Raw genomic sequence first — 25,309 nt, forward strand, 5'->3', positions numbered from 1 at the left:
CATTGGGCGTTTGTGCCCGTTAATTGATACCGCGATACCCCAGGTGCACCGGAATGCTGAACCGCGAACAAGAGATCCCCGCCGCTAAACTCTCCGTTGTGCAGTATGTTGTGCTCGCCGTCCTGCTGGTCCTGATCGCAGGCCTCTGGCGCCTGCAGATCGTCGGCAAGGACAATTACCGGGCGCTGGCGCAGGCGAACCGCGTCCGCAAGGTGCCGATCCTCGCCCCGCGCGGACGCCTGCTCGATCGCGAAGGCCGCCTGATCGTCGACAACTATCCTTCGGTTTCCGCCTTCCTGGTGCACGAGCAGGGCCGTGACCTCGATGCGGACCTGCCCGTGATCGCCCGCGGTCTCAACATGGGCATCGACCAGATCCAGGCAGCGATCAAGAAGTACGGCATCTCGGCGAAGTACCAGCCGATCCCGCTCAAGCAGGACATCACGCCCGATGAACAGGAGTTCATCGAGGCTCACCGCGACGCGCTGCCCGAGCTCGAGCTCATCAACGAACAGCGTCGCCTTTACCCGCGCGATGGCTTTGCCGCTCACCTGATCGGCTATGTTGGCGAAGTTTCGGAAGACATGCTGCAGCAGTCGCAGTACGCCTACTACGAGCCCGGTGACGTGGTCGGCCGCTCTGGTGTGGAGGAGACCTATGACCAGCTGCTGCGCGGCACCGATGGCTCGCATGACGTGCTGGTGGACTCGCACGGGCGTGAAGTCGGCGTGCTCGGCAACGAGCCTGCCGTTCCCGGCAAGGACCTCAAGCTCTCCGTGGACCTCGACATCCAGCGCGCCGCTGAAAACGCCATGGGCGACCGCAATGGCGCCATGATCGCCATGGACCCCCACACCGGCGAGATCCTCGCCATGGTTTCGCGCCCGGTCTTCGATCCCAATCGTTTCGCGGTCCGCATCGGCCGCGACGACTGGAACAAGCTGATGACCGACCCGAATCACCCGCTGCTCAACAAGGCCATCCAGGCGCAGCTCGCCCCCGGGTCCACCTTCAAGGTCATCATGTCGGTCGCGGGGCTTGAAGAGAACGTCGCGCAGACGCTCAAGGTCAACTGCCAGGGCGGCGCCAGCTTCTACGGCCGCTTCTTTGCCTGCGATGCGCATCACGGCAACGTCGACATCCGCAACGCCCTGCCCTTCTCCTGCGACACCTACTACTACACGCTGGCGCAGCGCCTCGGCATCACCAAGATCGCCGACTGGGCCCACAAGATGGGGATCGGCAAGAAGACCGGCATTGACCTGCCCAACGAAGTCGCCGGCACCATGCCGAGCGAAGAGTGGGCCATGCGCAACTACCACCGCAAGTGGTATGCCGGTGAAACCATCTCGGTCGGTATCGGCCAGGGCGCTGTTGCGCTCACTCCGATCCAGCTTGCGCGCGCCATTGGCGGCATCACCTCGGGCGGCGACTTCCAGCGGCCGCACGTCGTGATGTCGAACCAGCTGCCCGCCCAGTATGAGCAGGCCATGCTCGAAAGCTTCCCCGGCTCCGGGGCCACCGAGGTCCGCCTCGATCCCGCCGCCTGGCAGACCATCACCGATGGCATGGCCGACACCACCACGGGAAGCGGCACGGCGCACGCCTCGCATCTAGAGGGCATCGACTTCGCCGGCAAAACCGGCACCGCGCAGGTGCTCAACCACTCCTTTGGCGCCAAGAGCGTCTCCTCCAACATTGCGGGCCGCGCCAACGCGTGGTTCGTAGGCGTGGCGCCCCGCCGCAATCCCGATATTGTCGTGGTCGTGCTCTGGGAGCATGGCGGCTGGGGAGCCGGTTCGGCGCACCTCGCTGCCCAGGTGATCGAGACCTTCGTGGACAAGCAGCGCCGCCTGGAACATAACCTTCAGGCCCCTCCAAAGGCCGCACCCCTGGTTGAAGTAGGCGCCATTTACTCCGCACCCGGCGAGCAGGATGGAGCCGCCAACAACAAGCCATCGGCCAAGTCGCTCTCGACCCCGGTTGGCCCGGCTGAGAAGCCCGCCCCACCCGCCGGCAGCCCCACGGCCGGCATGCACGGAGGCCACTTCTTCGTGCCGGTGCATCCGTGGAACGCGGCCAGGGCCGCTAGCGTAGCGGCCACAGTCCCGACGCGCAAGCCCTCTTCACGGCAAAGCGCCCCGCAGGAGGGTCTGGCGATGGCAGCCAGCCTGCACGCTCCGGTGATCGGGGTGCCCGCACGATGAAAGGCCGCCTGTTCTCCTTCCGCGACTTCGACTGGACGCTGCTGGGTTTTGTCCTGATCCTATCCATGCTTTCGGTGCTCGAGATCTACTCGGCCACCATGCATACCAAGTTCGTCGGCTTTGAGAAGACTCAGACACTCTGGCTGCTGGGTGGCATGGTCGTGATGTTCGTGGTCAGCCGCATCGACTACCACGTGCTGCTCGACGCCATTCCGTGGATCTACGGCTTTTGCCTGGTCTCGCTCGTCGCGGTGCTGGCCGTCGGCAGCAAGGTTCTGGGCGCCCGCCGCTGGATCAAGCTGCCGGGAGGCATCCACTTTCAGCCGTCCGAGTGGGTCAAGATCGTGCTGATCATCGCCGTCGCCCGCTACTTCGCCCGGCTTATCGGCAAGAACATGACCTGGGGCGACATCGGCAAGGGAATCGCGCTGGTGGCTGTGCCGATGCTGCTTGTGTTGAAGCAGCCTGATCTCGGCACGGCGCTTACCTATTCTCCCATCCTGCTCGTGGGGCTTTTCCTGGGTGGCATCCCCTGGAAAAAGGCGGCCATCCTGGCCGTGGTGGGCTTGACGCTCGTGGGCGGCATCTGGTCCAGCGGCAAAGTACTCAAGCCGTACCAGAAGGCGCGCCTCACGTCCTTTCTCAATCCTGACAACGATCCCAAGGGCTCCGGCTACCAGATCCGCCAGTCCCTGATCGCGGTGGGCGATGGTGGCATGCTTGGCCGGGGCGTCGCCAAGGGCACGCAGACACAGGGTGATTTCCTGCCCATTCCCTATACTGACTTCATCTTTGCGGCATGGAGCGAGGAGCACGGCTTCATCGGCGCGGTCGCGGTGCTGCTGCTATACTTCCTCATATTGATGCGTTTGATTCAGAACGCTCAAACCGCTGCTGACCTCTCCGGAACCCTGTTGGTGATGGGGGTGGTGGCAGTCCTGATCTTCCAGATCGCTGTCAATGTGGGAATGGTCATCGGTTTTATGCCGGTGACAGGGATTCCGCTTCCATTGATGAGCTATGGTGGGTCATCCGTTCTGTTCACGTTCCTGGCGCTCGGCATGGTCATGAATGTGCGCATGAACCGCTTTGTGAACTGACACAAGGCATTGGAAATTGTGGGACGGATTGATGGGCTGGCGGCATTACGGCAGCTTGATCGATCGGGTTCAAAAAGCTTGTGTAGCAAGGTATGTCACGGGTTCCTTGGGTGGTGTGTTCGCCCGTTCCGTGAGCCACAGGTAGCGCAGTATCAAGAAGAAACAAGAACCGGTCAGGCAGCGCTGTTGGACTGCAGCCGGGCAGGACTTTGGGAATGAGCGCAAGAGGATGGGAAACGGCCCCACCCGCATGGCAGGTCGACGCGGTCACCATCCTCTCACGCCCCCTTTGGAAACAAAGCTCCTCTGCAGTCGACACCCCGCATCCTCAGCCGCTCGGCAGCATTCCTTGCTGCGTGGCGCCCCTTCCTGCGCGCATGGCGCGGAAGCCCCTGAGCGTATGCGCGGTGCAATCCACTCTGCCGGTAAGCTTCTTCGCTCCAGACCATTCCATCGTTTGTGCCCGTGCTGCCGCTCCACCCGCCTGCCTCGCCTGAAAGAGGCACCATGGCAAAAGAAATCTGCATCTCTGTCACGCCGCACGAAACACGGCTGGCCATTTTAGAAGACGATCAGCTCGCTGAGATCTACTACGAGCGCGAAAACGAATACACCCTGGCCGGCTCGATCTACAAGGGCAAGGTCACCCGCGTGCTCCCCGGCATGCAAAGCTCCTTTGTCGACCTCGGCCTCGAGCGCGACGCTTTCCTGTACGTCACTGACTTCCTCGAAGACAGCGAAGACTCCGACGAGTATGAAACCTCCAGCACTGGCGGCGCGCCCCGTCGCGGTGGAGAACGTGGCGGCGAGCGTGCCCCCGAGCGCAATGCAGAGCGCACCCCGGATCGTGAAGAGCCGCGTGCTGCGCAGGAACCCGCAGCCGCAGGTGAGGAGCGTCGCGGCCGCCGCGATGGTCGCCGCGAAGGTGGTCGTGGCGAAGCCCGCCGCAACGAACGCAAGCCGGCGGAGGCAGTCTCCATCGAGGCCGTGCCGGAGCGTGCGGCGGAACCCGCGCCGCGTATGCGTGCCAGCGAAGAGCGCGCCCAGGCCGCCGCAGCTCTCCGCGCCGCCCAGCCAACCGAAGATGATCGCGACAGCAAGGGCGACGACGACAGCCCCGAGGGCACCCGTCGCTGGCGTGGTCGTCGCGGCCGCCGTCGTGGCGGCATGCGCGCAGGGGTCCTCGGTGCCGAACCGGCACGCCGCCCCGCCGCAGGCGCGGAACAAAGCCCTGAAACCCCGACCGTCTCGCTGGATGCCGTACCCTTTTCCCTGCCCGAGCGTGGCGCCCCCGGCGGCATTGCCACCTCGCTTGGCACCGACGAAGAAGACACAACGCTGGACCTGCAGGCATCCGCTGCCATCGCCATGGCACAGGACACCGCACCCACACCGTCTGACCGGCCCGAGCGCACCCGGGATCGCGATCGGCGTGGTGGCCGGCGCGGCCGTGAAGGAGCCGCCGAGCGCGACTTCACCCCTGCTGTCCCTTTTGTCACTTCCGAGCAGACCATCGCCGAGCCCCCGGTACGCGTAGCCTCCAGCGCGCTTGCCGGTCCGGTTCTGCCCGGCGAGTCCCTGTCCAAGTACGGCGGCGCTCCCGCAGACACTGCGACGCCAGCACCGCAGGCCAAGCTCGCCCTGCCCCAGCGGCCCGTAAACTACACGCCGCCCAAGCCCTCCACCCTGGTGGAACTGGGCGAAGGCTGGGATGGTGGCTCCGTGCTGCCGGGCGAGTCGCTGTCCCGGTATCAGGCTGCAGCCGCGCCCTCGCGCTCCACTTCGTCCTTTGTCACGGAGCAGGCAGCCCACGCGCCAGCCAGCATCGAAGCGTCGGCTGCGCAGGAGAACCACACGGCTGAAGCCTCCTCGCAGGAGTCGCTCCCGGACGGCCTGAACCAGGTCGCCTCGGAGTCGGCTGCCGCTTCCGTGCTCGAGTCGGACATCCACACAACCCAGCGCGATCAGCAGATCGACGCGGCGATTGCTGAAGCCACCACGGCACCCCCTGAGATTGTGGCCGAGGCCCTGCCCGCCGCCACGCATGCTGAAGACTACGTGACCACGGCTCAGCCCATCGACGAGCCTGCGCAGACCGCAAGCGCGGTTGCCGAAAGCGCCATCGCCGAGAGCGAGAGCGCCGTGGAGCCCGTTTCGGCGCACCCGGTGACCGAACATCCCCTGGTGGAGCACCCGCTCGCCGAGCACCCCATGGCCGATCCGGCGGCCACCGCTGCCTCCCTTGCAGAGAACGACGAGTACGAGCCCCAGGAAGGCGATGCGGCCGCCCGCCTCGCGCCGCCCTCCACCAACGAACTGCGCCTGTCGCGCCTGTTCGGCGGAGGCGAAAAGCCCGCTCCTGAAGAGGCTTCGGAGAAAGAAGCACCGGAGACAATCCCGCCCGTGGCGCTTGCAGAACCGGAGCAGGAGCGCGGAGCCACCGAGCAGTGGAACGCACCGCTCGCCGAAGAGTCGCACCTGGCTGCCGGCACACACGAGCCTGCGCACGCAGTCGTGCATGAGCCCGAGCATTCCTTCCGCCACGAAGAAGACGCAACCCGCTCCACCCTTGAGGCCGGCAACGAAGGCATTCCAGAGATGACCCTGGATCTCAACGGCGAGCCGGGCGCATACGGCGGTGCGGAGCCCAGCTTCGAGCCCGCGCATACGATCGACCCGGCATACGCTTCGGTGGATCACTCCAGCCACGACGCAGAGCTTGCCCGCATCGAAGGCGCCCTGTCGCCCAGCTTTGCCGGCCGTTTCGAGGATCATTCCGAAGCCGAAGCGACCGAGTTGTCGGAAGCGCACGAGCTTTCGCCGGCCCTGCATGAAGAGAGCACCCACTCCTCGGATCACACTCGCCGCAGCGACGGGTTCACCGAACTCGTGGACCAGTTGCAGGGATTCGCGCCGGGTATGGGACTGCTGGAAGAAGAAGTCATCGACGAAGACGAGTACGACTTCGAGATGCTGGACGCAACCTCGGACGAGCACGATCTGGAAGACCTGGAAGAAGAAACCCTCGACGGGCACGCACACGACGAGCACCACGGCGAGCCCGACAGCGAGCACGATGCCGAGGAGCAGGAGCCCGCAACGCGCCATGCTGCGGAGTCGCGCCACAACACAGGCCACGCCCAGCGCGCCGAGTTTGAAGAGGACGAAGCCTCGGCTTTCTCCCTGGAAGAGCTCGAAGAGGGCGACGAGGAAGAAGAAGCCGCACCCCTCGCCACCGATGGCTCGCCTAACCGCGAGCGCACCGAACGCGGCGGGGAAGAGCGCGCACGCCGTTCCGGCCGCAACGCCGGTCGTCGTCGTGGCGGCCCGGGCAGCGGCGGTGGCGGTGGTCGTCGCCAGTCCGCCCAGACGCAGGACCTGCCCATCATCTCGGACCTGCTCAAGCAGGGCCAGGAAATCCTGGTGCAGATCGCCAAGGAGCCGATTGCCAAGAAGGGTGCGCGCATCACCTCGCACATCGCCCTTCCGGGCCGCTTCCTGGTGTTCATGCCGACGGTCTCGCATGTCGGCGTCTCCCGCAAGATCTCGTCGGATGAGGAGCGTCAGCGTCTCAAGCGCATCCTGATCAGCGAAAAGGGCGATTTCCAGGGTGGTTTCATCGTGCGCACCGCAGCCGATGGCGCCAGCGAAGAAGAGCTTCGCGCCGATCTTCGCTTCCTGATCAACCTCTGGTCCGAGATCAAGACCCGCTCGGAAACAGCCAAGGCCCCCGCGCTGATCTACCACGACCTCAACCTGGTTGAGCGGATCCTGCGCGACCAAGTCTCTTCCAACTTCTCCACCATCTGGGTCGATACGGAGCAGGAGTACGAGCGGATCGTTCGCTTCCTGAACCGCTTCCAGCCGTCGCTGGTGCGCCGCGTCAAGCTCTACACCAAGGAAACGCCGCTGTTCGAGCACTTCGGCATCCAGGAGGAAATCTCCAAGGCGCTCAAGTCCAAGGTGTGGCTCAAGTCCGGCGGCTCCATCGTCATCAATCAGACCGAAGCGCTGGTCGCGATCGACATCAACACCGGCAAATATGTCGGCAAGACGGCGCGGCTTGAAGACACCATCGTCAAGACCAACCTCGATGCCATTCCCGAGATCGTGCGGCAGATCCGCCTGCGCGACCTTGGCGGCATCATCGTCATCGACTTCATCGACATGGACGAGCGCAAGAACCGGCACAAGGTTCTGGCCGCGCTCGAAGAAGCGATGAAGGTGGACCGCGCACCCTCCAAGGTGCTGCAGTTCAACGATTTCGGACTGGTTGCCATCACCCGCAAGCGCGTCAAGCAGTCGCTCGAGCGCACGCTCTCGGTCACCTGTGAAACCTGCGCCGGCACGGGCATGGTCAAGAGCCCGATCACCGTGTGCAACGAGATCTTCATCGAGCTCCGCAAGATGCAGAAGCACCTCGACGGCAAGGACGTGATGCTGCGCGTCAACCCCGAGGTGGTCAAGCAGCTCAAGAGCGGCAATGGCCGCTGGATCAACGAGTACGAGGAGATGGTCGGCAAGACCATCATCATCAAGAGCGATCCCAGCCTGCACCCGGAGCAGTTCGACATCCACTAAACCCGGGCTGTTTGTTCGGGCAACACCACACAGAGGGTCGGCTCAGCCGGCCCTTTGTGCGTCTATATCGTATGGCTGCTCAACAGCTTTCGTGGTGCAGGGTGAACATCCGGATGCTCCCGCAGACGAATGCGCACGGAACGAGGCGTCCCGGGCCCGCTTCTTCCCGTCTTATCAGCAAGAGCTCGCAAAGATATCTGCAATGAGCCCGCATCTATTTGCGGAAGCACGGGTTCTTACCGCTATGGTGCGGGCGTCGCTCCTTTTTCGGGCCATTTCAGCCCGCGCGCTTGAGTTCAGTAGATGAGGAATCACTTCATGACATATCTCTCCCGGTCATCGCTTTTCGCAGGCAAGCCTGTCGCTCTGGCGATCGCAGCAGTCTCCCTCATGGCTCTTTCACCTCGTTCCAACGCACAGGCGGCTCCCCAGTCTGCTTCCGCCGCTCCGCACCTGCAGACGGTCGCCTTCTCCACCTCCAACACCGGGCAGAATCCCTTTGGCGGCGACGACATCGATGGCCAGTCGCTTACTTCTGCTCCCGATGGAGCGGTCAAGATCGTTGAGCCCCAGTACGGTGGCGGGTACGGCGGCGGCCGGTATCACCGGTACGACGACAACAGCCGCTGGAGCCACCTGGCATTCGAAGTAGGCGGCGGGTTCACAGCGCCGATCGGTAACGATGTCAATGGCGGTTTCACCACCTACCTGGGCGACGGCAACAACTACGGCACCAATGGCTGGGGCGGCAACATCCTGGGCGGCGCCGGCTGGGCGTTCTCCAAGCGCTTTACCCTGATGGGCGAAGTACAGTGGAACACCAGCAAGATCCCCGGTCGCACGCTCTCGGCTATCTACAACGCCACCAATGCCGCGACCAACACGATCAGTACGCCGGGTGGAGAGTTCACCTCGGCCGGTATCGACTCGATCGGCGGCAACGTGCACACGCTCAGCGTCACCGCGGAGCCGATGTTCTATTACCTCAACAGCGACAAGCACAAGTACTCCGGCTATGTGATCGGCGGCGTCGGCTTTTACCACAAGAGCACCAACTTCACAGCTCCTGTGCTTGAGGAGACGTACTACGGTGAGTACATCTCGAACCAGACGTTCAACACCTACAGCGACAATGCCCTCGGCCTGAACTTCGGCACGGGCGTCTCGTTCAAGCCATTCGGCGAGGGCTCGCGCGCCAAGCTCTTCGCGGAAGCGCGCTACGTTTTCGTCAACACGCCCGGCGAGTCCCCTGCGGACATCGCCAACACCAACGAAACCAACTACCACACCGGATCGGAAGAACTCATCCCGATCACCTTCGGCATCCGCTTCTAACAGCGCATCGCGGGCAGCAGAAAGGGCAGGCCAGTGGCCTGCCCTTTCCTGTTCCTGCGAAGCAGCGCTACACGCCCACAGGGAACGGCTTGGGTGAGGACTCATCCAGGTTCGCCCCGCCGCGCCAGCGATCGAGTCGACCCTGCAGCAGCGACAGCAACCCGGTGTACCAGTAGCCCAGCACGAACAACAGCAGGAACGGGATCGTGAAGTAGTTCTCGTTCACGATCGCGTAGTACACGGTGAGCGCAAAGTAGCAGCCGATGATGAGCTCAACCCAAGGCACAATCCCCAGGCGCTTGCGATACTTCAATGCTGCCTTCGAGGTTTCCCCGCGCTTCTCCACGCGGTACTTGGGGGTGCGCTTGAAGGCGCTCTGGATGCCGAATAACGCCTCCAGCACGGCCCGCGTGTTGGTGATCGTCAGACCGATCCCCAGTGCCATCAGGAACGGCAGGTAGATCACCGTCTTGTACCAGGTGCGCGGGTACAGCTCTTTCTGCGAGACCAGGTAGAACGACGATATCGAGAACGTCGACATCATCATCAACGGGAAATCGATCAGCAGCATCTGCAACCAGCCCTGGTAAAAGCGGATGATCATCGCCGGCATCAGCAGCACCGAGAGCACCACCATCAGCGGATAGCTGAGGTTAGCCGTCAGGTGGTACACCGCTTCGATCTTGGTGCGCAGCGGCGCATCGGATCGCCACACCACCGGCAGGATCTTCTTCGAAGTCTGGATCAGTCCCTTGGCCCAGCGCGCCTGCTGCGTTTTGAAGGCGGTCATCTCGATCGGCAGCTCGGCCGGGCACTCCACGTGCTGCAGGTAGCGGAATTGCCAGCCCTTGAGCTGTGCGCGATAACTCAGGTCCGTGTCTTCGGTGAGGGTGTCGTGCTGCCAGCCGCCTGCTTCTTCAATAGCCACGCGACGCCACATGCCGGCCGTGCCGTTGAAGTTGAAAAACACACCCGCGCGCGAACGCCCGCCATGCTCCAGCACAAAGTGGCCATCCAGCAGGATCGCTTCCACCTGCGTCAGAAAGCTGTAGTCACGGTTCAGGTGCGTCCAGCGCGTCTGCACCATGCCAACCCTGGGATCGGCAAAGTGGTGAATCACATCCATCAGCCAGTCGGTCGGCGGCACAAAGTCCGCGTCGAAGATGGCCACAAACTCGCCCGTCGCGGTGTTGAGCCCGGCGTCGAGCGCGCCCGCCTTGTAGCCATACCGGTTGGTGCGGTGCATGTGTACGATCGGGTGCCCGGCCGCGCGATACCGCTCCACGATCCCGGCAGCCACCTGCTGCGTCTCATCCGTCGAGTCGTCGAGCAGCTGGATCTCCAGCCTGTCCTGCGGGTAATCGAGTTTGCAGCAGGCCTCGATCAGCCGGTCGATCACGTACTGCTCGTTGAAGATAGGCAGCTGGATCGTGACGCGCGGCAGTTCCCGGAACAGCTGCGCCGGCGCGTGCGTCGCGTTTTTGCGATGGCGGTAGTACAGCCACACCAACTGGTAGCGATGCACGCCATAGAACGCGAGCACGATCATCACCAGGAAGTAGGGAATCAGCAGCAGCGTGTCGAACAGGTTCCACTGGTACAGGTGCTGAAAAGTCGGGTCGGTATAGTGCGAGCGCATGTAGTGGCTCAGCCCGCGTGAGACAAACAGCGCGAGCGTGGCCGGTTCAAAATGCAAGAGAGGTGCGAGCAGGAAGCGGCCTCCGCGTTAGGTACTCCGCGATTGTATGGGAACAGCGGCCCCCACCGGGCAGCCACCTGAACCGGGGAGAACGCACCGGGCCTACCGCGCCCTGGTCCGCGTGGGGTCGCGACACCGGCTAGTTCAGGAACAGCGTCGTGTACAGCGTGTCCCGCTGCTTGGGGTTAAAGCCGGCATCGCGAATCACGCGCCGCAGCTCTTCCTCGGTGGTGCAGTTCGCCGTGCCCGCCGCGCGCACCACGTTCTCCTCGAGCATCACCGAGCCCACGTCATTGCCGCCGAAGCGCAGCCCCATCTGCAGCACCTTGAGCCCCTGCGTCACCCAGCTTGACTGCACGTTCTCGATATTCGACAGGTACAGCCGCGAGATCGCCAGCACCTTGAGGTAGTCGACCGCGGTCGCTTCCTCCCAGCCACGGCCGCCCAGCGCCGTATTGTTCGGCTGGAAGCTCCACGGGATGAACGCCGTGAACCCGCCGGTCTCTTCCTGCAAACGGTGCACCGCCTCGAAGTGGTTCACGCGCTGCTCGACCGACTCACCCACCCCGAACATCATGGTCGCGGTGGTCCGCATGCCAAGCTCGTGCGCGGTGCGATGCACGGCAATCCAGTCTTCCGTCCGGCACTTCAGGCGGGCGATCTTCTTGCGCACATCGTCGTCCAGGATCTCCGCGCCACCGCCCGGGATTGAGTCAAGCCCAGCATCACGCAGCCGCATGATCGTGTCTCGCAGCGAGATCTCGCTGTACTCGGCAATTGCCAGGATCTCCGAAGCCGAGAAGCAATGGAGCCAGATCGAAGGGAACCGCTGCTTGATGCCCGACAGCAGCCGCTCGAACCAGTCGATCTTAAGGTCAGGATGGATCCCGCCCTGCATCAGCACGCCGGTGCCGCCCATCTCCAACGTCTCGGCGATCTTCTGGTGAATTGTGTCGAACTCGAGAATGTACCCTTCGCTCGCGAGCTTGCCCTTGAGCGGCCGGTAAAAGGCGCAAAAGGTGCAATACTCCGTGCAGAAGTTGGTGTAGTTGATGTTGCGGTCGATGATGTACGTCACCACGCCTTCCGGGTGCAGCTTGCGGCGCATGGCATCGGCATCCATGCCCAGGCCCAGCAGATCGTCTGAGTGGAAGTAGTCAAGAGCCTGTTCACGGGTGATCGACATGCTTCCAGTTTATTCCTTCCAGACGCGTACACAGCGGGTGCGGTGCGTTGTATTTCATCCCTCGCAAGGCGTCCCACGTATACAACCAGCCAGATGGCACGGCCAACGCGACGGCCGCCCGGCAATTCTTCGCTTCTCCCTGCGGCAAACTTCCTCTACCTTGGGGCGGGAGGCTTTCACATGCCAAACGTACTCCAACGCGCCGTGTTGGCCGCGTGCCTGCTCGGCACCCTCACCGCCGGCGCCCAGACCAAGGCCGAGCCCGACACCATCGACTTCACCAATGGTGATCACCTCACCGGCAAGCTTGTGCGCGAGGCCGGCGGCTCCGTGGTCTTTCACAGCGACATCGCAGGCGACCTCACCGTCTCCTGGGACAAGATCAAGGCACTGCATGCCTCCGAACCCTTTGCTGTGCTGCAAAAAGGCGTGGTCACCAGCCGCAAACTCGGCGAGTCGCAGATCCCGATCGGCGCCGTCAATGTGACGGGCGGCAACATCGAACTGCAAGCCTCCGCGGTCGATACCAAACTACAGACCGTGCCGGTGGCGCAGGCCGACTACATCATCGACAAGGCGACACTCGACAAGCAGCTTCTGGGTCACCCGGGCTTCTTCGAAGCCTGGAATGGATCGGCCACAGGCGGCGTCACAATCGTGAGCGCCACGCAGAACCAGTACACCGTGACCGCCGCCGCTGCCCTGCAGCGCACAGTGCCCACTGTCAGCTGGCTCGACCCGCGCAACCGCACCACGCTCAATCTCAACGAGAGCTTCGGGCGCATCTCGGAGCCGGCCTACACGGTTCCCGCCACGACCACCACCGCGGCCACGCTGGTGCCGGCCACCTTCACCAAGAGCAACATCTTCCACACCGACGCCGAGCGTGACGAGTACCTCTCCAAAAACTTCTACTATCTTGGAGACCTGTCCTTCGATCACAACTACTCGCAGTCGCTGCAGCTGCAGCAGATCTACGGTGCGGGCGTCGGGCGCACTTTGCTCAAAACCCCCAAGCAGGAGCTGGACGTCAAGGTCGTTGCCCAGTACGAAAAGCAGGCGTTTTTCAACTCGGCGAGTGCGAACCAGAACCTGATCGCCGCCACCGTCGCGGCGAACTACAACCTCACGCTGACGCACGGCATTCTGTTTAACCAGCAGGTGTCCTACATTCCCGCCTTCAACAACACGCGCGCCTACTCCGCCACGGAAAACGACACCCTCACGTTCCCCGCCTACAAGAACTTCGGCTTCACCGTGGGCACACTCGACAGCTACCTCAACGATGCGCCCGTTACCCTGCCCGAAACCAAGCGCAACTCGTTCCAGTTCACCATCGGCGCAACCTACAGCATCAAGTCGAAGTACTAACTGCCCGTAGCGGTCTCCGGCACCAGCGAGACCAGATGCGCATGCACGATGAATCGCATTGGCGCCGCCCCGATGTAGTGAAACGGGTAGCAGGTCACCAGCACCAGGGCGGGCGTGTCCTCGGTATCGAGCACACGCACCGCCTCTGGTGTCACAATCTCGGTCGAGTCCACCACGTACCTGTACATGGCGCGCCCACGGGAGATCTCCACCTGCATCTGCGGGCGGATCTTCTCAAGCGGTCGCAGGTACGTATCGCGGTGCCCCGCAAGCCCTACAGTGCCCAGCCCGCCCGGCAGCGCCGTGCCGCGAATATGCCCGACGCCCCGCAACAGGCTGGTCGTATCGTCATCCTCGACCACCGGCACACGCAGGTCGATCGCGGGAATGCGGAGTAGTCCAAACACGGTGCCTGACTGAACGATGCCGCTCTCAACATTCGTGTCGTTTCCGGTAGAAGCAGGTGCACTTGCCTTCACTGCGAAGCTGGCTGCCCTGCGTTGCTGCGCGTAGGCAAAGCTGCACACCAGCAGGCACACGCATGCTACGGCCCATAATGACCACTCAAGCCATCGCATGCGCTGCACCCCGTTAGCTCCGGCGCGCTGGAGCTAACCGCATCCTGCGCGTCCCCGCTGCCCCGCACAGCGACAGCGTGCCTACCAGCCAGAACCACGGCAGCATGCTCGCCGTATGCGGCAGACGTGCCACTACCGGCTTGTGTGCATTGCTTGCCAACTGCTCGTAACGCACCGCCTTGATCCCACCCGGGGACTTGGGGCCTACGCTGGTGGGCGACAGGAGCCACAGCGTGATGATCTGCATTTCGCTGCTGGACAGGTTGACCTTGGAAACAATCCCTTCCGACTCGGGATCGATCGCCGGAACCTGTGCGTTGTTGGCCTTTGCCACCGCCACTGCTTCGTTCTTGGGATAGGCGAACTCAAGCGGGGTCGGCATGGACGTGAAACTCCAGCCACGCAGGTAGGTCGCGTCATTTACCTGAGCTCCCCACTTCTGCATACCACTTCCATGGCCGCCCGATTTTTCCACCACGCCCAGGAACAGTGTCGGATCGCCACCCGCGGCATTGTCCACCCGCAGGATGTAGCGGTCAGTCAGGTGGTCCACCACGTGGATCGTGTAGGTGCCGGGAGCGAGCGTGCGACCCGGGATGGCGGTTGGTTCCGCAACCCGGAAGGAAGAGGACGGGTGGTCCGGGTCAGAAGCGGCGAACAGGTTCGCCGCGGAGAAAAGAAGAGCCGTACCACACACAACGGACTGCCAGAATCGTGTCTTGCCCAACATGAAACCCTCCATGCTCCGAAGACGGCTGACTACAAAATCAACTGTTGCAAATGGACTGGTGTGCCTTCGCCATCCGCCCGCGCGCTAGAGCGTCTCGTAACGTCGGACGAAGGCAAATGACCACCCTAGGGTGCACACCGTCAATGCGGAGATGTACCGGATCCACAGTGCGCAGCGCGAAACGAGAAATAATGGCGGAGTGTGTCGGTAAGTAACCGTATTCGTGCCTGATCGCGGTTTCGGCGGAGTGTGCAGTAGGTAACGAATGGGCGGGCCAGTAACCTGGTCGCGCTCCATCGCTCCTGCGCCGGTGGCGCGATACCATGGGATTTCTCATGTCGAAACATCGCCTCGCCCAGTCATGGCGCTGCCTTTGCCCGGCGCCCTTGTGGTTCGTGTTGTTCGCAGTCGCTGTACCTTCCGGCTGGTCTTTCGCAGACGCAAACCCCGCACCGAAGCCCGCGGCAAACGCTCCGTCCGACACGCTGGTTTTTGAAAACGGCGACACGCTCACCGGAAGGCTCGAACGCGAGGTCTCGGGAACCGTCTACTTCAACTCCACTGAGCTTGGCGAGGTTTCCGTACCGTGGACCAAGCTGCGCAGCCTCCACACCGCCGCAGGCTTCGTCGTGCTCGAGAACAAGCCGGGTGTGCACCTTCGCCACTATGCGGCCGACGCGGCACGCGGCGCGCTGACACTCAGAAACGACACGATCACGCTCGACCCCGGCAACGTGCCGCCGCCGCTTAAAGAAGGCACGGTGGCTCGCCAGCAGCCTGCGGCCGCAGCCCCGCCGCAACCCATCCCGGTCAAGAACGTCCAGTTCATCCTGGACGAAGCGACGTTTAACCGCCAGGTGCAGGCCGAGCCCAACTTCTTCGAGGGTTGGAACGGCAGCGCCACCGCGGGCGTGACGCTCGTGCAGGGAACCCAGAACCAGTACACCTACTCGAGTGCCATCGCGCTTGTGCGTACCGTGCCCACGGTGAGCTGGCTCACCACGCGCAACCGCACCACCGCCGACTTCGCAAGCTCCTACGGCAAGATCACGCAGCCTGCCTATACAAGCGCGGGAACGTTTGTGCCGGCTACCTACACCAAGAGCTCCATCTTCCATGCCGATGCCGAGCGCGACCAGTACGTGTCCGAGCGCTTCTATGCGCTGACCCAGACCGCGTTCGACCACAATTACTCACAGGGGCTCGATCTGCAGCAGATCTACGGCGCAGGCATGGGCTACACCGTGGTGAAACGGCCGCTGCAGCAGCTCGACCTCAAGGCGACCCTGCAGTACGAGCGCCAGGTCTTTATCACCAGCGCTTCCGGCACCAACCAGGAGCTGGTCGGCTCCACCTTTGCCGTCACCTACCTGCTCAAGTCAAAGAAGGGCATCGTCTTCAACCAGCAGCTCGCCTACATCCCGGCCTACAACAACGCGCGTGCCTACTCCGCAAACGAGAGCGACACGCTGACCTTCCCGCTGTACAAGAACATCGCCTTCACCGTGGGCTCCATCGACAGCTACCTCAATGACCCCGTACCGACCGAACCGCCCACCACGCGCAACTCGTTCCAGTTCACCACCGGCGTGACCTACACCCTTAAATCGAAGTACTAGCCGTGGAGCAGCTACTCGGTCGGCACCGGCTGCACCGGGATCACCACTGGTGCTTCCGGTGCCATGGGGCGCGCCGCTGGAGCATCGGCGGGTACCGGCTGCTTCAGCACTGCTAACACCGCCGGCGGCAGCGGCTTGTCTGCGCTGGCCAGCAGCACCGAGATCTGCCACATCTGCGCCTCGTTCAGGATCGCCTGGTAGCTCGGCATGGCCGACAGGCGGATGCCGTTCTTGATCTTCCAGTAGGTTTCCCCGGCCGGGTCGTCGCTGACCCCCACCACCCCGTGCCCGTGCGGCGCCCAGAGCTGCGGCGCGGCAGGGAACATGTGCGGCGCAATGGCCGAAGGCCGTCCATACTGCCCATGGCAGCCGGCGCACTGCTCCCGGTACAGCTCCGCGCCCAGCAGCAGGTTGGCGGGGCTGGCCTCCATGGCTGCATGCGCGGGCATCTCCCGATCAATGCGCCCGTGCAAAGGCACACTGACGATCGCCTGCTCGAACGGCATACGCGGGTCGGCAACCGCCACCGGCAGGTGCCCATAGTGGAGCCACCCTGCCACCGCGGCAGGGACAAGAAGCACACCTACAATCAAGCCCAGCAGAAATCCGCGCATCGGTTCAGGCCTTTCGTTTCCGCTCTTTGCTACACGGCACTTTGAGCTATGTATCCCACGGAGGCCCCGTGCGCAAGCAAAATGCCCCGTCTCTCCCCGCCCGGACCCGGGCTTGTTTCCCCCGCATAGCCTGCCGCGCCGAAGGGAGTGCCCTATCGATGATTAAATAGGGGGTGGCGCTCCATCAGCAGACAACGGCGTACCCTGTCTGCCGGGCGCAATCCTGCTCGCGTTCTCGGCCGTTTGCTCCGGCCGCCCTTGGAGGCACCAAGCTTGTTTCAGCACCGCCACAGTCGTCTCGCTCCCATGCTTGCTCTTTTGAGTGCAGCACTGCTTCCGATCGCTTCCAGGGCGCAGGATGCCACCCCTGCCCCCGCCGCCGCGCAGGCCCAGCCGTCCTCTGACCAGCAGGCCCAGCAGGGTCTCGCCACCGACCAGGTCCAGCCCCAGACCCAACAGGAGCGCGCCCGCATCCTGCGCGATGCGCAGGCCCGCGTCAACGCACGGCGCCGGTTGCGCGAGCAGGCCATCGTGCAGGACACCTATTCGCACAAGTACGAGGTGTACTTCGGTGGCCAGTACCTGCGCTTCCATCCGGGTCCCAATCTCCAGCACAACACCGAGGCTGGCTGGAACGTTGGCGTTACCAAGTACATCCGTCCCAAGCTGGGCATCACCGCCGATGCCCGCGGCTACTACGGTACGGCGATTACCGACAACTTTGAGTTCCAGGTCTTCAAGCCGTCCATCAGCCAGTACACCTTCATGGCAGGGCCGCAGTACCGCGTCTATGAAAGCCAGCACTGGGCCTGGAGCGCGCAGGTGCTTGCCGGCGTGACGCACGGCAACTTCAGCACCGGCACCGGCGGCTTCCCGGGCACGCTGGTAGGGCTCTACCCGGACGGCAACCGCCTGGCCGTGAGCGCCGGCGTGCCGATCGACTACAACCTGGGCCCCGGCCTGGCGCTGCGGCTGATGCCGAACTACCTGTTTTCCGATTACGGAAGCGAAGCACAACACAACCTCGGCTTCACCGTCGGGGCCGTCTATCGCTGGGGCCGCCAGTAAGGCGGCAACCGCGGCCGGGCTTGCGGGCCTTGAGTCTGGCCGCCTGAAGTCTCTACGGCAGGATGCGCAGCAAACCGTACGCGGCGGCGGCAATGCCGACCACGATCAGCCCGGCTCTGCGGCCGATGCCAGTAATGCGGCTGGTGCGTGCAACACGCACGGTGGACTGGTGAGCGGGCGGCGAGGTGAGCGCGGCGCGCTCACCCACAAGGTCCCGCAGCATCACTCCGGTCAGGATGAGGTACAGCCCCGCGAGCAGACAGATCCAATGCGAAAGGTTTGATGACAGGTGCATGGCGTTGCCGCCGTCGTTCCTGGTGGCCAGCCGTTGCTGCTAGCTGGAGCTGTCGCGCCGCTTTGCCGCATCCAGTGGATACTGCGGCTCTGTCATGCGTTCGGGCGCAAGAATCTCGGCGATCTCCTCTTCGCTGAGCAGCTTTCGCTTGCGAGCCAGGGCGATGATCGTTTCACCGGTCGCCACCGACTCCTTCACGATCTCCGCTGCCTTCGCGTAGCCAATATACGGGTTCAATGCAGTGGCTAGCGAGACAGTTTTTTCACTGTATTCCACGCAGCGGGAAACGTTCGCGGTAATGCCTGCCACGCACCGGGTATCGAACTCCCGCAGTGTGTTCGCCAGAATCGTGATGCTCTGCAAAGTGTTCAGCGCCATGGTCGGCATCATCACGTTCAGCTCCAGTTGGCCCGCTTGTACCGCCATGGCCGTGGCCGTGTCGTTGCCCACTACCTGGAAGCCCACCATCGCCACCAGCTCCGGCAGCACCGGGTTGATCTTGCCCGGCATGATCGACGAACCCGGTTGCAGGCTTGGCAGGTAGATCTCCGCAAACCCGGTGTTCGGCCCCGAGGACAGCAGCCGGATGTCATTCGAGATCCGGATCACCTCAAGCGCAATGCCCCGCAGCGCTGCGCTCACGTCCGCCATGCCCGCATTCGACTGCATCGCCCAGCGCATGTCCGCCGCCGGCTCAAGCGCCTGCCCGCTCAGCCGCGCGAGGTTGGCTACCGCTTTTTCGCGATAGTCCGGGTGCGTGTTGATCCCGGTGCCCACCGCCGAGCCGCCCAGCCCCAGCTCGCGCAGCGACCCCGCCGCGAACCGCAGGAAGCGGCACCCTTTCTCGATGGCCAGTCCATATGCGGCAAACTCCTGCCCCAGGCGGATCGGCACAGCGTCCTGCATATGCGTTCGTCCGGACTTCATCACCCCGTCGAACTCCCGCGCCTTGGCGGCAAAGGTAGCGGCAAACGCCTCCAGCACCGGGTACAGCGTTTCCAGCGCCAGCAGCGTCGCCACGCGCATCCCGGTCGGGAACACATCGTTGGTGGACTGGCCATAGTTCACATGGTCGTTGGGGTGCACCTCGGCGTACTCGCCCAGCGCGCCGCCCAGCAGCTGGTTGGCCCGGTTCGCAACCACCTCATTCGTGTTCATGTGGAAGGAAACACCGGCGCCCGCCTGGAACACGTCCACCACGAACTCGCTGTTCCACTTGCCTTCGGCGACCTCGGTGGCCGCCGTGATGATGGCGTCCGCCCTTCTTTCGTCGATCAGCCCCAGTGACTTGTTCGCCTCGGCCGCGGCGGCTTTGACCAGTCCAAAGGCGCGAATCAGCAAAGGATGCGCCCGCAGCCCGCTGATCGGGAAGTTCTCCACCGCTCGCGCCGTCTGCGCCCCGTACAGGCTGTGTGCCGGAACCTCCACCAAGCCGAGCGAATCCTTTTCCTGCCGTGTCTCTGCCACTGCCACTCCTTATGTGTCGCTTTGTCCTCACGGATTCTAGCGTCTCGCACCCGCAGCACGAAACCAGCCGCGCCCGGCAAACAGGAGGACCCCAGGCACGGACACCGGTGAAACAAGAACCCGGCACGAAATGCCCGCCAGCCGCGCAGGCGGTTTACCCTGTATTTATGAGCATCGAGGCAGGTTCTGAGCATTTAGACGTATTGGTCATCGGCGCGGGCCCCACCGGCCTCGCCTGCGCGCTCGAGGCCAAGCGCCTCGGTCTGCGGGTCGCTCTGGTCGACAAGGGCTGCCTGTGCAACTCGATCTATCACTATCCGGCGCACATGACCTTCTTCACCACGCCCGAGCTGCTCGAGATCGGCGAGGTGCCGTTTCCCTCGCAGAACCAGAAGCCCAACCGCAACGAAGCGCTCGAGTACTACCGCAAGGTTGCCGAGCGGTTCGAACTCGACGTGCGCCAGTACCGCACCGTGCAGTCGGTCGAGGGCGAAGACGGCAGCTTCCGCGTCCACACCACCGACAGCTTCGAGCGCAGGCAGACGATTTACGCCCGCAAGCTCATCGTCGCTACCGGCTACTACGACCTGCCCAACTACCTCAACGTGCCCGGCGAAGACCTCAGCAAGGTCATGCACTACTACGACGACCCGCACCCCTACTACGGCATGGACGTGCTGGTGGTCGGCGGCAAAAACTCCGCTGCTATTGCCGCGCTCGACCTGTGGCGTCACGGCGTACGCGTCACCCTCGTGCATCGCGGGCCCGAGATGCACCGGCACGTCAAGTACTGGATCCTGCCGGACTTCAACAATCGCGTCAAGAACGGCGAGATCAAGGTCTTTTTCCACTCCGAGATCGCCCACATCGAGCCCGATTCCGTCACGCTGCGCACGCCGGAAGGTGAGCTCACGATCGAGAACCAGTTCGTGTTTGCGCTCACCGGCTACCACCCCGACTTCCCGTTCCTGCGCGCCCTCGGCGTCGAGATGCACGGCGAAGACCAGATGCCCGTATGCGATCCCCACACCCGCGAAAGCAATGTTCCCGGGCTGTATCTCGCAGGCGTCATCGTCGCCGGCAACCGCACCAACGAGATCTTCATCGAGAATGGCCGCTTCCACGGCAAGGAAATCGCCGCCGACCTGTCACGCAAACTGCACGCGCCGGAGCAGGAACTGGCTACGCTGTAAGGCTTGGCTGCGCGCCGCAACGAAGCCACGCTCCCGCGCCCCGGCCGCTTCCTACAAGCACTGTCATCCTGAGCGAAGCGAAGGATCTGCGGCCGGCTTATTCGGGCCGGCCGCCCCGCTCAGCACAGCCTTTTCCTCCTGCGCCACCGCCGTCCCCCAGCCTTCACTCAGATCCTGCCACGTGTGATTGCTCTCTTCAATCAGCGCCAGCTTCCTGGCGCGCGCCCATCCCTTATGACAAGCAGGCGGGGCTGAGCGCTTTGGTGAGCAAGCGGGAACCATCCTCTCAATAAGAGGCACAACACAAAAAAGCCGGCCCTTGCGGGCCGGCTTTCCAACTGCCACAATGGCCAGCGCATTACTGGTTCTGAAAGAAACCCAGGTCCGAACCCGGCGTGAACGACACCCCCCGCAGTACCTCGCCGAACTTCGCATCCTTGAAGTCAAAGCCCGGCTCACCGGCAGCCACCGATGCGTCCGTGTTGCCGATCAGGTCATACAGCACCACCAGCTTGTTAGGATCAGCACCGAGGTCGCCGCCGCCGCTCACCGTCGCGGTAATCGCCCAGATCACGGCCACGCCATCCGGTCCAACCAGGCCCGTGATGTTGCGCAGCCCATCGGTCGCCGGTGCCCAGGGCAGCCCGGTGGCCGTGTTGTTGCCGGTGGGGTACCCCGCAACCGTGTACGGCGTGCCCAGGCCGAGCCCGTTCTGCAGCGTGTACACGTGCTGCCACGTGTGGGTGGAGGCGCTCAGCACCCACTTCTGCAGCCCGGCCGTGGTCTGCGCTGCCGCGTGCGTGTACAGGTCCGATCCGCCGGTATACGCATCGCCTTCATCCGCTACGTACAGCGTGGTCGCATTGGCAAACCACAGGCTAGCCGGGTAGGAGCCGGTGGAGTTTTTGGCCAGCGTGGTGGGGAAGCCCGCAAGGATGCACATGTTGCTCGGCAATCCATTGCTCTGAAGCGTCGATGGGTCGTAGCTGAGCGGCGCGGTCGGCAGCTTTGCGCCGGCTACGGGCAGTCCCGTGCCAGACGGGCACGCGGTGCCAACCGTGTCCACGAAGTACACGGTGTTCACGCCGTTGCTGCCACTGTCCTTGGAGTAATACAGCACATTGTTGAAGATGGTTTCGCCGCGGAAATTATCATCCTTGCCGACCTTGTCAGCCTTCTGGCCAAGCTCGGCCACGGAGAAGCTGGCCACCGGCGTCGGCAGCCCCGGTGCCTGCGCCGCTTCCGACAGCAGCGACGGCACCACGCTCTGCGCGCCCGCGCCCAGCACGACCCCGTTTGGCTGCGGGTTGGAGCCGTTGCCGGCATTGCCCGCGGTGTAAAAGAAAGGGTTGCCGTAGCTGTTGTTCAGGATCACCGCGCGCCCGTTGTTGCCGCTGTAGGCATTGGTCTCGGTGAAGTGGAACTGGTTATCCAGCCCGATCGACGCCACCGCGCGGTACGCGGGTGTCTGCCCATCCGGGTTGGTCGGGTCGGGTGCCATCGGCGTGCTGGAGTTGGAGACGTCGATGGCATCGATCGGCGCCACGTACCCCATGAAGCTCAAAACATTGCCATCGGTCGAGAGCTGCAGGGCGATCTCGGACTTCGAGCTGAAGCTGGTCACCATCTGGTCGCCGCCCGCACCGGGGAGCGCACTGCTCGGCACCGGGATCGAGTTGATCGGCTGCCCGAACACCGTCACCTGGTCCAGGTAAATCTGCGAGGTGATGCCGAACGCCGGGTCATACAGCACGTTGTTGAACACGTACGGGTAGGTTCCGTTCGCAGTCGCGCCGCCCGTGGGGCACGCTCCTGATGCGGCACTGCAGTTCGGAGGCAGCGCCTGGCCTACCGTGACGTTGCCGGCCTTGTTGTCATACACCGCGCGGCTCACCACCAGGTTGTTGGGGTACAGGGGCGCAGCGGCGGGCGTGCTCTGCGCGTATACACAGGGGGCGGCAATGCCGGCGAGCCCGGCTACAGCAAGACCCAGTGCAGCGGGAAGCGAACGAAGGCGAAAGTATGCGGTCATCAGGGATCAATCTCCAGGGGCCTCTGCCGCCTGGCGACATCCTGCCCTCGGAAGCTGAACCTACCACCGAAGTGTGAGAAGAGTGTGACGGCAACGCACACACTTGCCGCCCGGCGCTGTAGGCCAATTCGAGAGTTGCTGCCTCTACGAGATCACGCGGCGCAGAAAGTTCCGCACCCCGATCGTGCCCAGCACCGCCAGCGAGCCCACCAGCCCCGCCAGCACTGCCAGTACCGGCATGTGCGGCATGCCCGGCGTGAGTGCCGTGCGCAGCCCTTCGCTCATGTACACGATCGGGTTTGCCAGCACCACGATCTGCAACCAGCGCACGTGCGACAACAGCGCCCATGGGTAGTACACGCAGCCCAGGAACGTGATCGGGATCACCACGATGGAAAACACCAGCCCGATCTGCCGCGGCTGCACGCTCGCGCCGATCGTCAGCCCCAGCGCTCCGGACACAAGACTCGCCAGGATCATGACCGCCACAAACACTGGCCAGCTCGATACGTGCAGCAGCACCGGCGTGCTGGGGATGTAGTAGGCCAGCGGCAGCACCAGCAGCGCCGCAAAGATGCACTGCAGTGCGGAGAAGCAGATCTTTTCAAGCGCCACCGCGTATACCGGCAACGGGCACATCACGCGATCATCAATCTCGCGCGTCACGCCGAACTCGGTCGACAGCGGCAGCGCCACTGCGGCAATCCCGGTAAACATGATGGCCACCGCCATCAGCCCCGGCAGCAGCACAGTGGCAAAGCTGCCGCCACCCATCATCATGCCGTTGCCGCCACCCATCCGCGGAAACAGGTACGTGAACACAAAGAGAAACAGCAGCGGTTGCATAATGACGCGCACGATAAATGGCAGCAGCTCGCGGCTCAGCACGCGCGTATCGCGCAGCATCAGCGCGCCAAAGGCACGCAGCGGTGTGCCCGTGGGGCGCGGTGAAGAGCGCACAGGCCGGGCGGTGGCGTCAGTCACGGAGTTCTCTCCCGGTCAGTTGCAGAAACACCGTTTCAAGGCTCGGCTCCTGCACGCGCAGGTCTCGCAGTCCCGCGGCTCGTGCCGCAGCTACGACCAGCGGCAGCAAGCCGTCCAGCTGGTCGGCAAACACGCGAATGCCTTCCCCGGTCAACTCCGCCCTGGCCACGCCGCTCAACGCGGCGATCTCGCGCAGCAGCGCGGGAGCACTTACTTGATCGCGCAGCTTCAACTCCAGCACCGTGTACACGCCATGCTGCTGCTTCAGCGCCGCCGGCGTATCCAGCGCAAGCACCCGGCCCTGGTCCACCACCGCAACCCGGTCGCACAGGGCATCGGCCTCTTCCATGTAGTGCGTCGTCAGCACCACGGTGATGCCTTCCTTGCGCAGCGAGGTCACGGCCTCCCACATGGCGATGCGACTCTGTGGGTCCAGCCCCGCGCTCGGCTCATCGAGGAAAAGCACCTCGGGATGGTGTGCAATGGCGCGCGCGATCTGCACCCTCTGCTGCATGCCGCCCGAAAGCTGCGTCGGGAGAGCCTTGCCCCGTTCCTGCAGATGGAACTGCTGCAGCAGCGCTTCCGATCGTGCCCGCGCGGCTGCGCCGTTCATGCCGAAGTAGCGGCAGTGAAAGTACACGTTTTCGAAAACAGTCAGCGAACGATCCAGGGTGTTGTACTGCGGCACCACGCCCATGTGCACGCGTGCACGCGCCGGCTCCCGCACCACGTCCACGCCTGCAATCCGCACGCTTCCCGACGTGGGCAATGCCCGCGTTGTGCAAATGCTGATAGTAGTGGTCTTGCCCGCACCATTCGGACCGAGCAGTCCGAAGATCTCGCCTGCCGGCACCTCCAGGTCGATGCCGGCTACTGCCGCTACCGCCCCGGTTTTCGTCTGGTAAGTCTTATGCAGCGAAGCAACTTCCACGATCATGGGTGTCGCACTCCGCACAGCGACGGAGCGCTGCAGCTCCTAGGCCGCAAGGGACGGGCCATCGGAGCGCAGCGAAGCTTCCGCCGCGGCAGCGGACAGGTGCAGGGCACCCGCCTCGATCGCCAGCAACCGCTTGATCTCCTTGCGCGACAGACGGCGCATCTCCTGCATGGAATAAAACTGCTTGTGCCCGCAGTCCAGGCAGACCATGTAACTCTGCTGTTGGATCGTGAAGGGCCGGCTCAGCCGGCCATGCTGACAGCCAAACACCGACGAAACCGCGCGCATCGCACCCTGGAGAACCTTCATATGC

At 63.7% G+C, this 25,309-nt stretch carries 19 protein-coding genes; 8 read left to right on the forward strand and 11 right to left on the reverse strand.

The genetic code is table 11. The features are described from left to right. Nucleotides 1-53: 53 nt before the first annotated feature. The 4 genes from mrdA to D1Y84_RS11050 all read left to right on the forward strand — a co-directional run bounded on the left by mrdA (nucleotide 54) and on the right by D1Y84_RS11050 (nucleotide 9,223). On the forward strand, nucleotides 54-2,207 hold the full coding sequence (gene mrdA / locus D1Y84_RS11035) for a penicillin-binding protein 2 (RefSeq protein ID WP_124848571.1): 2,154 nt from the start codon (nucleotides 54-56) through the stop codon (nucleotides 2,205-2,207). Beyond that, complete coding sequence (gene rodA, locus D1Y84_RS11040; RefSeq protein ID WP_124848572.1) at nucleotides 2,204-3,307, forward strand: rod shape-determining protein RodA; 1,104 nt, start codon at nucleotides 2,204-2,206, stop codon at nucleotides 3,305-3,307. The genes mrdA and rodA overlap by 4 nt, the downstream gene beginning before the upstream one ends. Nucleotides 3,308-3,814: 507 nt before the next feature. After that, on the forward strand, nucleotides 3,815-7,888 hold the full coding sequence (locus D1Y84_RS11045) for an Rne/Rng family ribonuclease (RefSeq protein ID WP_124848574.1): 4,074 nt from the start codon (nucleotides 3,815-3,817) through the stop codon (nucleotides 7,886-7,888). Nucleotides 7,889-8,206: 318 nt separating this feature from the next. Further along, nucleotides 8,207-9,223 carry a hypothetical protein gene (locus tag D1Y84_RS11050; protein ID WP_124848576.1) on the forward strand — a complete coding sequence of 339 codons (1,017 nt, stop codon included), beginning with the start codon at nucleotides 8,207-8,209 and terminating at the stop codon, nucleotides 9,221-9,223. Nucleotides 9,224-9,290: 67 nt separating this feature from the next. Here D1Y84_RS11050 and D1Y84_RS11055 read toward each other — a convergent pair whose 3' ends face one another. After that, on the reverse strand, nucleotides 9,291-10,862 hold the full coding sequence (locus D1Y84_RS11055; RefSeq protein ID WP_124850078.1) for a cellulose synthase family protein: 1,572 nt from the start codon (nucleotides 10,860-10,862) through the stop codon (nucleotides 9,291-9,293). A 199-nt stretch (nucleotides 10,863-11,061) separates the two neighbouring features. Beyond that, nucleotides 11,062-12,108: a cyclic dehypoxanthinyl futalosine synthase gene (mqnC, locus tag D1Y84_RS11060; protein ID WP_124848578.1), complete on the reverse strand. Its 1,047-nt coding sequence runs from the start codon at nucleotides 12,106-12,108 to the stop codon at nucleotides 11,062-11,064. Between the two features lie 180 nt (nucleotides 12,109-12,288). On the opposite strand from mqnC, the gene D1Y84_RS11065 reads away from it, so the two are divergent. Continuing rightward, nucleotides 12,289-13,479 (forward strand): DUF481 domain-containing protein, encoded by a 1,191-nt coding sequence (locus tag D1Y84_RS11065; RefSeq protein WP_158615426.1) that lies wholly within the window; start codon nucleotides 12,289-12,291, stop codon nucleotides 13,477-13,479. Here D1Y84_RS11065 and D1Y84_RS11070 read toward each other — a convergent pair. Both D1Y84_RS11070 and D1Y84_RS11075 read right to left on the reverse strand, forming a co-directional pair. Continuing rightward, on the reverse strand, nucleotides 13,476-13,958 hold the full coding sequence (locus D1Y84_RS11070) for a class D sortase (protein WP_158615427.1): 483 nt from the start codon (nucleotides 13,956-13,958) through the stop codon (nucleotides 13,476-13,478). The two genes, D1Y84_RS11065 and D1Y84_RS11070, sit on opposite strands and share 4 nt — an antisense overlap. Nucleotides 13,959-14,070: 112 nt before the next feature. Beyond that, entirely contained in the window at nucleotides 14,071-14,787 is a 717-nt protein-coding gene (locus tag D1Y84_RS11075; RefSeq protein ID WP_124848584.1) for a hypothetical protein, read from the reverse strand. A 335-nt stretch (nucleotides 14,788-15,122) separates the two neighbouring features. Here D1Y84_RS11075 and D1Y84_RS11080 point away from each other — a divergent pair, with 335 nt between their 5' ends. Then, nucleotides 15,123-16,406: a DUF481 domain-containing protein gene (locus tag D1Y84_RS11080; protein WP_158615428.1), complete on the forward strand. Its 1,284-nt coding sequence runs from the start codon at nucleotides 15,123-15,125 to the stop codon at nucleotides 16,404-16,406. Between the two features lie 11 nt (nucleotides 16,407-16,417). Here D1Y84_RS11080 and D1Y84_RS11085 read toward each other — a convergent pair whose 3' ends face one another. Then, nucleotides 16,418-17,020 (reverse strand): cytochrome c, encoded by a 603-nt coding sequence (locus D1Y84_RS11085; RefSeq protein WP_124848588.1) that lies wholly within the window; start codon nucleotides 17,018-17,020, stop codon nucleotides 16,418-16,420. A gap of 318 nt (nucleotides 17,021-17,338) precedes the next feature. On the opposite strand from D1Y84_RS11085, the gene D1Y84_RS11090 reads away from it, so the two are divergent. Beyond that, a complete protein-coding gene (locus tag D1Y84_RS11090) occupies nucleotides 17,339-18,088 on the forward strand; it encodes a hypothetical protein (protein ID WP_124848590.1) in 750 nt (249 codons plus the stop codon). 52 nt (nucleotides 18,089-18,140) lie between these two features. Here D1Y84_RS11090 and D1Y84_RS11095 read toward each other — a convergent pair whose 3' ends face one another. Then, nucleotides 18,141-18,383 (reverse strand): hypothetical protein, encoded by a 243-nt coding sequence (locus D1Y84_RS11095; protein WP_124848592.1) that lies wholly within the window; start codon nucleotides 18,381-18,383, stop codon nucleotides 18,141-18,143. Nucleotides 18,384-18,422: 39 nt separating this feature from the next. Next, nucleotides 18,423-19,850 carry an aspartate ammonia-lyase gene (locus D1Y84_RS11100; protein WP_124848594.1) on the reverse strand — a complete coding sequence of 476 codons (1,428 nt, stop codon included), beginning with the start codon at nucleotides 19,848-19,850 and terminating at the stop codon, nucleotides 18,423-18,425. A gap of 167 nt (nucleotides 19,851-20,017) precedes the next feature. Here D1Y84_RS11100 and D1Y84_RS11105 point away from each other — a divergent pair, with 167 nt between their 5' ends. Beyond that, on the forward strand, nucleotides 20,018-21,043 hold the full coding sequence (locus tag D1Y84_RS11105) for a YpdA family putative bacillithiol disulfide reductase (RefSeq protein WP_124848596.1): 1,026 nt from the start codon (nucleotides 20,018-20,020) through the stop codon (nucleotides 21,041-21,043). A 358-nt stretch (nucleotides 21,044-21,401) separates the two neighbouring features. Here D1Y84_RS11105 and D1Y84_RS11110 read toward each other — a convergent pair whose 3' ends face one another. The 4 genes from D1Y84_RS11110 to D1Y84_RS11125 form a co-directional block, all read right to left on the reverse strand. Continuing rightward, nucleotides 21,402-23,075 carry a hypothetical protein gene (locus D1Y84_RS11110; protein WP_199726391.1) on the reverse strand — a complete coding sequence of 558 codons (1,674 nt, stop codon included), beginning with the start codon at nucleotides 23,073-23,075 and terminating at the stop codon, nucleotides 21,402-21,404. Between the two features lie 144 nt (nucleotides 23,076-23,219). Continuing rightward, nucleotides 23,220-24,059, reverse strand: coding sequence for an ABC transporter permease (locus D1Y84_RS11115; protein ID WP_255424345.1), 840 nt, complete (start codon nucleotides 24,057-24,059; stop codon nucleotides 23,220-23,222). Continuing rightward, nucleotides 24,052-24,996 (reverse strand): ABC transporter ATP-binding protein, encoded by a 945-nt coding sequence (locus D1Y84_RS11120; RefSeq protein WP_124848598.1) that lies wholly within the window; start codon nucleotides 24,994-24,996, stop codon nucleotides 24,052-24,054. The genes D1Y84_RS11115 and D1Y84_RS11120 overlap by 8 nt, the downstream gene beginning before the upstream one ends. 39 nt (nucleotides 24,997-25,035) lie before the next feature. After that, a complete protein-coding gene (locus D1Y84_RS11125; protein ID WP_124848600.1) occupies nucleotides 25,036-25,305 on the reverse strand; it encodes a hypothetical protein in 270 nt (89 codons plus the stop codon). Nucleotides 25,306-25,309 lie beyond the last annotated feature (4 nt).

This window comes from Acidipila sp. EB88 (assembly GCF_003858395.1).
Lineage (GTDB): Bacteria > Acidobacteriota > Terriglobia > Terriglobales > Acidobacteriaceae > EB88.